The 8593-nt window shown below is 60.7% G+C and carries 9 protein-coding genes; 8 read left to right on the top strand and 1 reads right to left on the bottom strand.

What is annotated here, in order from left to right; all coding sequences use genetic code 11:
* Positions 1–6: 6 nt before the first annotated feature.
* From ACKVY0_RS10345 to ACKVY0_RS10320, 6 genes are all read left to right on the top strand, one after another.
* Positions 7–153, top strand: coding sequence for a DUF433 domain-containing protein (locus tag ACKVY0_RS10345; protein WP_409214741.1), 147 nt, complete (start codon positions 7–9; stop codon positions 151–153).
* Positions 154–157: 4 nt separating this feature from the next.
* Positions 158–349, top strand: coding sequence for a DUF5615 family PIN-like protein (locus ACKVY0_RS10340; protein ID WP_409214740.1), 192 nt, complete (start codon positions 158–160; stop codon positions 347–349).
* 58 nt (positions 350–407) lie between these two features.
* Positions 408–1706, top strand: coding sequence for an FtsX-like permease family protein (locus ACKVY0_RS10335; protein WP_409214739.1), 1299 nt, complete (start codon positions 408–410; stop codon positions 1704–1706).
* A 203-nt stretch (positions 1707–1909) separates the two neighbouring features.
* Positions 1910–3232, top strand: a complete 1323-nt coding sequence (locus ACKVY0_RS10330) for an FtsX-like permease family protein (RefSeq protein ID WP_409214738.1) — start codon at positions 1910–1912, stop codon at positions 3230–3232.
* A gap of 49 nt (positions 3233–3281) precedes the next feature.
* Positions 3282–3521 (top strand): type II toxin-antitoxin system RelB/DinJ family antitoxin, encoded by a 240-nt coding sequence (locus tag ACKVY0_RS10325; RefSeq protein WP_409214737.1) that lies wholly within the window; start codon positions 3282–3284, stop codon positions 3519–3521.
* On the top strand, positions 3511–3828 hold the full coding sequence (locus tag ACKVY0_RS10320; RefSeq protein WP_409214736.1) for a type II toxin-antitoxin system PemK/MazF family toxin: 318 nt from the start codon (positions 3511–3513) through the stop codon (positions 3826–3828). The genes ACKVY0_RS10325 and ACKVY0_RS10320 overlap by 11 nt, the downstream gene beginning before the upstream one ends.
* A gap of 293 nt (positions 3829–4121) precedes the next feature.
* Here ACKVY0_RS10320 and ACKVY0_RS10315 read toward each other — a convergent pair whose 3' ends face one another.
* Positions 4122–5909: a DUF3592 domain-containing protein gene (locus ACKVY0_RS10315; protein ID WP_409214735.1), complete on the bottom strand. Its 1788-nt coding sequence runs from the start codon at positions 5907–5909 to the stop codon at positions 4122–4124.
* Between the two features lie 76 nt (positions 5910–5985).
* On the opposite strand from ACKVY0_RS10315, the gene ACKVY0_RS10310 reads away from it, so the two are divergent.
* Positions 5986–6672 carry a TIGR02206 family membrane protein gene (locus ACKVY0_RS10310; protein WP_409214734.1) on the top strand — a complete coding sequence of 229 codons (687 nt, stop codon included), beginning with the start codon at positions 5986–5988 and terminating at the stop codon, positions 6670–6672.
* Between the two features lie 108 nt (positions 6673–6780).
* On the top strand, positions 6781–8593 hold a 1813-nt coding region (speA, locus tag ACKVY0_RS10305; protein ID WP_409214733.1), incomplete at its 3' end, for a biosynthetic arginine decarboxylase.

The raw sequence follows: 8593 nt of genomic DNA, 5'->3' as shown, positions 1-8593 counted from the left end.
GTGGGCATGATCACCGGCATGCTTGCCTCCGGCTGTCGTGAGGATGAACTGCTCGCTCTCTACCCTTATCTGGAAATGGACGACATTCGTGCCGCGCTGGCCTATGCCTCATGGCGTTCAGAAGAACGGGACGTAGCCCTGGCTGCCGCGTAATCGCATGAGGTTCGTCATCGACATGAACCTCTCCCCGGCCTGGGTGGACGTGTTGATGAAGATGGGACATCATGCCGTGCATTGGAGCACCGTCGGGCAGATTAATGCCACAGACGCTCAAATCATGGTATGGGCACGTGACATCGATCCTCGGCGCTGGCGGGTTTCACTACTGCCGCTTACCAAACACTACTGAGCAGGAAATCCTCGTGTTTTTCCCTCGAATCTCCGCCGCTCATCGCTTTGATGCCGCCATGCTCTCGAACGCCACTTTCTTCCTCGCCCGCCGCTACCTGCGCGCGAAGCGTTCGTTTGTCTCGGTGATCACCGTCATCTCGATCCTCGGTGTCGCGGTGGGCGTGCTGATGATGATCGTGGTAAGCTCGGTGATGCAGGGCTTTGAAGGCGAGTTTCGCAAAGTCTTGATCGGTTCGGAGCCGCACATCCTGCTGCATCCGCAGGATCACAAGCCGACAGCAGTCCAACCGGTCGAGGCCGCGCTCAGCAAACTGCGGGCGCAGCCCGAGGTGCTCGCCGCGAGCAGCTATGTCAGTAGCGTCATGTATGCGGAGCGTGAGGGCTCGCAGTCGGGCATGGATGTGTTCGGCCTGCCGGAGGACGGCGCACGGTTTTACATGGCCAAGATCGCCAAGCATCGGCTCGAAGGCAGTTTGGAGCTGCGCGATGGCGGCGTGGTCTGCGCGGACTACATCGCCGCACAGCTCAATGCGCATGCGAACGACAAGATCAGCGTCTATGCCTCCAGCAACGTCACCAGCGCGGTGAAACGCTTCCGTGTCGCCACCGATGAACAGGACGAGGCCAAACGGCACGCGGCTTACAAGGAGATCAAACTGCATCCGCAGGAGCTGACCTTGCTCGGCTACACGCGGGCGGAGATCGCCGGATCCTATGGCTACACCACGCTGAAAACCGCCCAGCAGATTTTCGGCTTCGGTGATCAGGTGAGCGGCGTGCTGATCGAATTGAAGCAACCCGGCGAGGTGAAGGACATCATGAAGCGCTTCACCGCCGCCGGCCTCATCCCCGCAGGCTGGAGTGCCTCGCTGTGGACGGATGCGGGCGATGCACGACTCGCCGCGATGAGCAACGAACGCATCATGATGTGGATCGTGCTCATGATCATCGCCGTCGTCGCCGCGTTCTCCGTGATGAACACCACGATCACCGTCACCACGCAGAAACGCCGCGAGATCGGCGTGCTCACGGCCTTGGGATCACGTCAGAGCCAGATCATCGGCATTTTTGTCTCCCAAGCGGCCGTGGTGGGCACGCTCGGCACCGTGATCGGCCTCGCTCTCAGCGGCCTCGTGCTCTGGCTGCGTGATGACATCCGCATGGGCATCGCCGTGCTCAGCGGTGGCAACACCGATTCCGCCTCCGGCATGTTCCTCGCCACCATTCCCGCGCAAATCGACCCCGCCTTCATCACACTGACCTGCCTCGGCTCCATCACGCTATGCCTGCTCGCCGCATTGCCGCCTGCGTGGCTGGCGGCACGCGTTGATCCTGCTGTCGCCCTCCGCGATTGATCCCAATTCGTCCTCGTCCTCGATTCTACCTCACCACAAACACCTAAAAGGTCCGAGTCACAGCATTCCGCGCCGCAGCAGTCCCCTCCATTTCCAGTTTTCCATTCTCCATTTTCAGTTCCTCCATCCCGAATCACCCATCGTCAACGACATGATCGAGGACGAGTTCGAGTAGGAGGACGAGAACGATCCCAGCCCACCCCATGCAAAGCGCCCCCCTATTCCTCGCCCTGCGCTACCTGCGGCCCACGCGATCCTTCATCTCGGTGATCACCGTCATCTCGATGCTCGGGGTCATGCTCGGCGTGGGCGTGCTGGTGTTCGTCATGTCCGTGTTCAGCGGCTGGCAGGTCGAGTTCCGCAAGATGCTCATGGGGTTCGAGCCGCATGTCATGGCGCAGCAGTATTCCACCCGCGAGCTTGAAACCAATGCCGGCGGCATCAAGCCCGCCGACTGGCGTGACGTGCGCAAAGCCCTCGCGCAGCATCCGGACATCCTCTCCGCCGTGCCAGTGGCCGAAGGCGTGGTCGTTGTCGAAAATTCCGGCAATCTGCAAGGCGTCAGCGTCATCGGCATGACGGACGACGCCGACAACGGACTGCTGCAAAAGCTCACGAAGCATATCAAGGAAGGAACTTTCGACCTCAAGGGCGACACCATCATCCTGACCGACAAATTCGCCCGCGAGATCGGCGCGAAGATCGGCGACACGCTCGTCGTGCATGCCGCCGACAGCGTGAACCAGTTCATCCAGCAGGTGCGCGAGATTCCTGAAGACGAGGAGGAGAAAAAGCGCGCCGCTGCGCTCGACAACGTCACCGTCTTGTCCAAAGACCTCAAACTCGTCGCCACCCTGCGTGCCGACACCGCCGGACAGCGCGGCTACGTGCCAATGCATGTCGCCCAGGAGTTCTTCAACCTCGAAAGCGGCGTCAGCGGCATCGAACTCGAATTGAAGCAGCCCGACGCGGCCGAAGGCATCATGCAGGCCATCTACAAGTCCGGCGTGCTGCCCGAAAGCTGGGGCTACCGCACCTGGGACCAGCAGCACGGCATGATGCTCGAATCCGTCGAGAACCAGCGCACCATGATGTGGTTCCTGCTGCTCTTCATCATGCTCGTCGCCGCCATCTGCGTGATGAACACCACCATCACCGTCACCGTGAAAAAGCGCCGCGAAATCGGCATCCTCACCGCCCTCGGCACGCGCGCGTGGCAGATCATCGCCATCTTCGTCTCACAAGCCGGCATCGTCGCGCTCGTCGGTGTCGCCGCAGGACTCGCGGGTGGCTTCTTCTTCCTCAGCATCCGCAACGTCCTGCGCGAGCAGATCGCCGGACTCACCGGTCGCGACATCTTCCCGCAGGACATCTACTTCCTCTCCAGCATCCCCGCGCATACCAATCTCAGCGACCTGCTCTTCATCTGCTCCACCGCCGTCTCCCTCTGCCTCGTGGCCGCGTTGGTTCCCGCTTGGTTTGCTGCGCGCGTTGATCCAGCGGTGGCGTTGCGGGATGGGGGGTAACGATCCCAACGCAATCTTGACTCGTGGCCCGTGCGTGTCACTTTGTGTCATGGCAATCAAGGAAGCAGTGGTTCGAGCCCGTGTGGACGTGAAGCTCAAGAAGGACTCGGAGAGCATTCTCCGGCAGCTTGGACTTAGTCCGACCGAGGCAATTCGGATGTTCTTCACTCAGATCACCCTGCGGCGAGGACTGCCGTTCGCCGTCTCGCTTCAGACCGACGATAACGACGATCTCCTCCTGCCACGCGCCAAACGACAATCTGCGCTGGACAGCCTGCATGACGACTGAGCCTGGACAGGTTTATCGAGTCGATCTTGGCATGGCTGCGAAGATGCGTTTCTTCATCGTTGTATCCCGACGCGACGAGGATGCGCCGCGTGCGCTTTCATTATGCGTCCCGATCACCACGCAGAACCGAGGATCGAAGTATGAGGTCGAACTACCACGAGTGAAGTTCTTGCGGGAGTTGAGCTACGCGAACGTGCAAGGCTTGCAGGCCATCCAGCATCATGAACTTGTCGGATTGGTTGGACGCTTTTCTGAATCGACCATGGATGCCATCAAGGTGGCATTGAGGTTTGCAATGAATCTGTGAGGGCTGGTCACTGCGGAACGAAGGTGGCAAACAAGTGTGCTTTAGGCAGTAAGACATCTACTTCCTCTCCAGCATTCCCGCGCACATCAATCTCAGCGACCTGCTCTTCATCTGCTCCACCGCTGTTTCACTCTGCCTCGTGGCCGCGTTGGTTCCGGCGTGGTTTGCGGCGCGTGTTGATCCGGCGGTGGCGTTGCGGGATGGCGGATAGGTCTCCGGCCTGTCAGCGGAGTGAGGCGTCCCGCCTTTCTCGTCAAAGGCGGGACGCCTCGATCCATCGTCAGGCTGGAAGCCTAACCTCCGGTGCCACGCTTCCGCCAATCCTCCAGCCGCTTCGCCAGCGTCTCCGCCGTGACGGATTCGGTGATGCCGTCGATGAGCGTCTTGGTTTTGCCAAAGATCGTCTCGGCGCGCACGCGGTAGTAGAACTGGTTGCCGGACTGCATGTTCGTGTCGTGCGTGAAGCCGACGATGTGACGCGGCGCATACGATTCGTGCCAGGAGTAGAGAAAGCCGATGTTGTTCACGATGAACACTTCTTCAGCCCTGAACTCGACACGACGACGATGCAGCAAGGTGAAGAGGCCGATGCCGATGATGAGCGGCGCGGTCGTGCCCCAGATGAGGCGGAAGATCAGCGGCGCGTCTCCGCTGCGCACCATGGCGATGAAAATCCCGAACCAGATGACGCCGAAGATGAGCAGGAAGATCCCCAGGGCGCGAAACCTGCCCGGCGGGCAGTCGATCAACACCGGAAGGCCGTTCTCGTCGAACTCCGCCAGCACGCCGCCGCCCTTCAAACGCCCGACGAGCTGCTCCGTGTCCGGCACGGTGGCATTAAGGTCTTCATTCGCGTTGGACTCGGCGAGCTTCGCCTCCTCGCGGCTGACAAACACCGGCAGCGGCAACACGGCGGGCTTGCCACCGTTTGAAGCGGCGAGTTCGAGGCTCCAAAGATGCTGCTCGACCGCGCCCGTGATGAACTCGGCATCCTCGATCACGGCGCATGGCAGTCCGCGCGGAATCTCCATCCGCAGCGGCAGCGCCACACCGTTCAACTCACGCCGCGCCTCACTGGCGGAAAGCGTTTCTGTGTGCTCCCAGATGTTCTCGGTCGTCGTTGACGTGCCATTGCCGGTGCGGTGCGTGATCTTGCGCTGGCAGAGCAGCCGCGCCTGGATGACCTCGCGTGGCGAGAGCACGCGATCCAAGCGCAGCTCACCCTCCAGAGCAGTTCCAGTACAAAGTGGCGTCTGCTTGAGCCAGAGCGACGGATTGCCGAGAGCACGACGTGTTTGCACACGCTTCCACGCGAAAAACAGCGGGATCAATGCCAGCAGCGAAGGCACCAGCGCGAACACAGCCGTGAAGGAGCGGGACAACTCGCCGCTGACGATGATCGCGAGAGCCAGCGGCCCCTGAATCAGCAAAATCCAGCCTGCGGCGGCGAGAATCGCGGTCAGCCCGTTGCTGGAGACGTGAATTGTCTCTCCGCCCCACTCCCGCCGCCAGCGCCACGGCTCGGCCGGACGCTGCTGTGCCAGTTTTTTCTCCACCGCCAGCCTCCGTGACTCCAAGGCGCCTCCCATTGAGACCAGGGCGCCCACAAGCGGGAAGACCGTGGGAAAAATCGAGATCAAGAGCATCAAGCCCCAGCGCAGATCGCGATACAGCACCGCCTGCTCCGGCTTTGCCGGATTCACATAGCAGCGAAACGGCCGGTCCTTGCCCTCGAAGGCGCGAATCTGGGCGTGCGCCTTCTGCTGGAAGTCGCCGATGTTGTCCGAGCCGCCGGTGAGTCCCACTTCCTCGCTGTGATAGGTGCGACCGGCGTATTCGTAGCGGTAACTCGCCTCCGCCTTGTGCGTCGTTCTGTTTTTGCGGCCGCGTGAGGCTGTCATCTCCGCCTTTTCAATCCAGCACGGCACTTCCTCCCAACTGCGCGCCGACCACCAGGTGCTGATCGCCGGAAAATACAAAAACCAGCCGATGGCCACACCCGCGATGATGAACGGCAGCCCAAACAACATGGTGCAACCGCCGCTGAGTTGTTTCATCGGGCGCACGGCGTTCGAGGGCATTCGGGTCATTTTCAGCATGCGCGCAGCTTTGCACAAACCGGCTGACATCTGCAACCATCTCGTGCCATGATATGCGATGCCTCCACAGTTTCACCCCTTCGGGACTTCGCATCAGGTCGTGCTCGTTCTCACCGCCGTGCTGCTGGGGTTGATGCTGGTCATCGCGCGAACGCGCTTCGCGAACGCGGCGGAAAAAACACTCGGCACCGTGCTGCTACTGCTTTACCCCGGCACGCTCGCAGGTCACGCATGGGTCGGCTCGCTCAACGCCCAGACGCTGCTGCCGCTGCAATACTGTGACATCGCCTGCCTCGCCGGTGGCATTGCCCTCTGGACGCGGCGGCAGTTTTTCTGCGAGATCGTGTACTTCTTCGGCCTCGCGGGAACTTCCCAGGGGCTCATCACACCGGCGCTGATCTACGATTTCCCCGATCCACGGTTCCTCGCTTTCTTCGTGCTGCACAGCGGGGTGACCATTGCGGCGGTGTATGTCGTCACCGGCATGCGGCACCGTCCGGCTCCCGGCGCAGTGCTGCGCATGATGCTGTTCTCCGTCTCCTGGTATGCCGTCACGGCTGTGGTCAATGTCGCGCTGGGCACCAACTACGCCTTCCAGTGCGCGAAGCCGGTGACTGCGACCCTGTTTGACCAGTTGCATCCTTGGCCGTGGTACAACTTTGAAACCATCGGCCTCGGCGTCGTTTTCTATTCTGTGCTCTACCTGCCCTTCGCCTTCCGCAAACCCGCACCGCGACTCGCGTGACCACGCCTTGACTTCCTGACCTTCCGCCACGTCCCCAGATGTCGCTTTTCATTTCCCGATTTGCCCGCATAATCGCGGCCCTTGAAACCCCAGTCACCGCACCCCGCAATGAAAGCACCTCCATGGTCCACAGAAGACAGCGCCGAGCTGTATGGCATCCGCGAATGGGGCCATGATTACTTCGACGTCTCGAAGGCGGGCGAGGTCGTGGTGAATTTGAAGGACGGCAAGAAGACGAAGCCCGTCTCGCTCGCGTCCATCGTCAAAGGCCTGCGCGAACGCGGCACGCAGCTCCCGGTGCTCATGCGCTTCGGTGATCTGCTTCGCGGCCGCATCGACGAACTGAATGAAGGCTTCGCGTCCGCCATCAGGGAAGGAAAATATCAGGGTGTCTATCGCGGCGTGTATCCCATCAAGGTCAATCAGCAGCAGGAAGTCATCGAGGAGATCACGCGCTACGGCCGCAAGTATCACTACGGTCTCGAAGCCGGCAGCAAGCCGGAGCTGATCGCCGCGCTGGCCTACATGCACGACCCGCAGGCCTACATCGTGTGCAACGGCTACAAGGATGAGGAGTTCATCGACCTCGCACTTAACGCGCAGAAAATGGGCCTGCAGGTCATCCTCGTGCTCGAAATGCCGACAGAGCTCGATCTCATCCTCCAGCGCTGCAAAAAAATGGGGTTGCGGCCCACGCTCGGCGTGCGCTTCCGTCTCGGCACCGAAAGCGCAGGGCATTGGAGCGGCAGCGGTGGTGACGCGAGCGTCTTCGGCCTCAATATTTCCCAGCTCATGCGTGTTGTGGATCACTTGCGTGAGGAAGGCATGCTCGACTGCCTGCGCATGCTGCATTATCACCAAGGCTCGCAGATCCCCAACATCCGCGCCATCCGCCAGGCGGTGAATGAAGCCTCGCGTGTTTATGTCGGCCTCGTGCAAGAAGGCGCACGCATGGGCATCCTCGATCTCGGTGGCGGTCTCGCCATCAGTTACGACGGTCAAAAGGGAGCCTCTGCTGCAAGCAGTAACTACGGCACCAAGGAATACTGCGCCGACATCATCGAAGCGATCTCAGAAGTCACCGCCGAAGCCGGTGTGCCGCACCCGGACATTATCACCGAGTCCGGCCGTGCCATCGTGGCCTACTACAGCGTGCTGGTCATCAACATCCTCGACATCAACCGCTTTGAGCCGCGCAAGACCATCAGCGACATCGAGATCGACAAGGAGTCCCCCGCCCTGCTGCGCAATCTGCATGAGCTGCGGGTCGAATCCACGCGCAACGCCGCCAAGACCAGTCGCGACCGCCTTCAGGAGATCTACAATGACGCCGTCTATTACCGCGACAAGCTGCGCACCGAGTTCAACTACGGCAAAGTGAACCTGCGCGAACGTGCCCATGGCGAGGAACTCTACTGGGACATCCTCACCTGGATCGCCGGCATGCGTGAACAATGCGACCATGACGGTTCTCAAATGGAGCGCCTCGATGCCATTCTCACCGACTACTACTACGGCAACTTCAGCGTGTTCCAAAGTCTGCCCGATCTTTGGGCCATCGATCAAATCTTCCCCGTGATGCCGATCCATCGCCTCAAGGAGAAGCCCACGCGCAACGCCGTGCTCTCCGACATCACCTGCGACAGCGACGGCAAGATCGACAAATTCGCACTCTCCGACGGCATCCGTGACAGCCTGCCACTGCACGACCCCGAGATCGAAAAAGGCGAGGAATACATGCTCGGCATCTTCCTCGTCGGTGCCTATCAGGAAACCCTCGGCGACCTTCATAACTTGTTAGGTGATACCAACGTCGTCGGCGTGCATTTGGAAAAAGGTAAACCCGTCTATCCCCACGAAGTCGAAGGCGACACCGTGGCCGACGTGCTCACCTATGTGGAATACGATCCGAAGGAACTCG

Origin of the sequence: Prosthecobacter sp., from assembly GCF_046154365.1 — a bacterium.
Classification (GTDB): Bacteria; Verrucomicrobiota; Verrucomicrobiia; order Verrucomicrobiales; family Verrucomicrobiaceae; genus Prosthecobacter.
This window is presented reverse-complemented; position numbering and strand designations above follow the sequence as displayed.

Coding starts and splice junctions, on each gene's coding strand:
- ACKVY0_RS10325 (WP_409214737.1), top strand. CDS start 3,282: ATGGCAATCAAGGAAGCAGTGGTTCGAGCCCGTGTGGACGTGAAGCTC.
- ACKVY0_RS10335 (WP_409214739.1), top strand. CDS start 408: ATGCTCTCGAACGCCACTTTCTTCCTCGCCCGCCGCTACCTGCGCGCG.
- ACKVY0_RS10315 (WP_409214735.1), bottom strand. CDS start 5,909: ATGCCCTCGAACGCCGTGCGCCCGATGAAACAACTCAGCGGCGGTTGC.
- ACKVY0_RS10330 (WP_409214738.1), top strand. CDS start 1,910: ATGCAAAGCGCCCCCCTATTCCTCGCCCTGCGCTACCTGCGGCCCACG.
- ACKVY0_RS10340 (WP_409214740.1), top strand. CDS start 158: ATGAGGTTCGTCATCGACATGAACCTCTCCCCGGCCTGGGTGGACGTG.
- ACKVY0_RS10320 (WP_409214736.1), top strand. CDS start 3,511: ATGACGACTGAGCCTGGACAGGTTTATCGAGTCGATCTTGGCATGGCT.
- ACKVY0_RS10345 (WP_409214741.1), top strand. CDS start 7: ATGATCACCGGCATGCTTGCCTCCGGCTGTCGTGAGGATGAACTGCTC.
- ACKVY0_RS10310 (WP_409214734.1), top strand. CDS start 5,986: ATGCCTCCACAGTTTCACCCCTTCGGGACTTCGCATCAGGTCGTGCTC.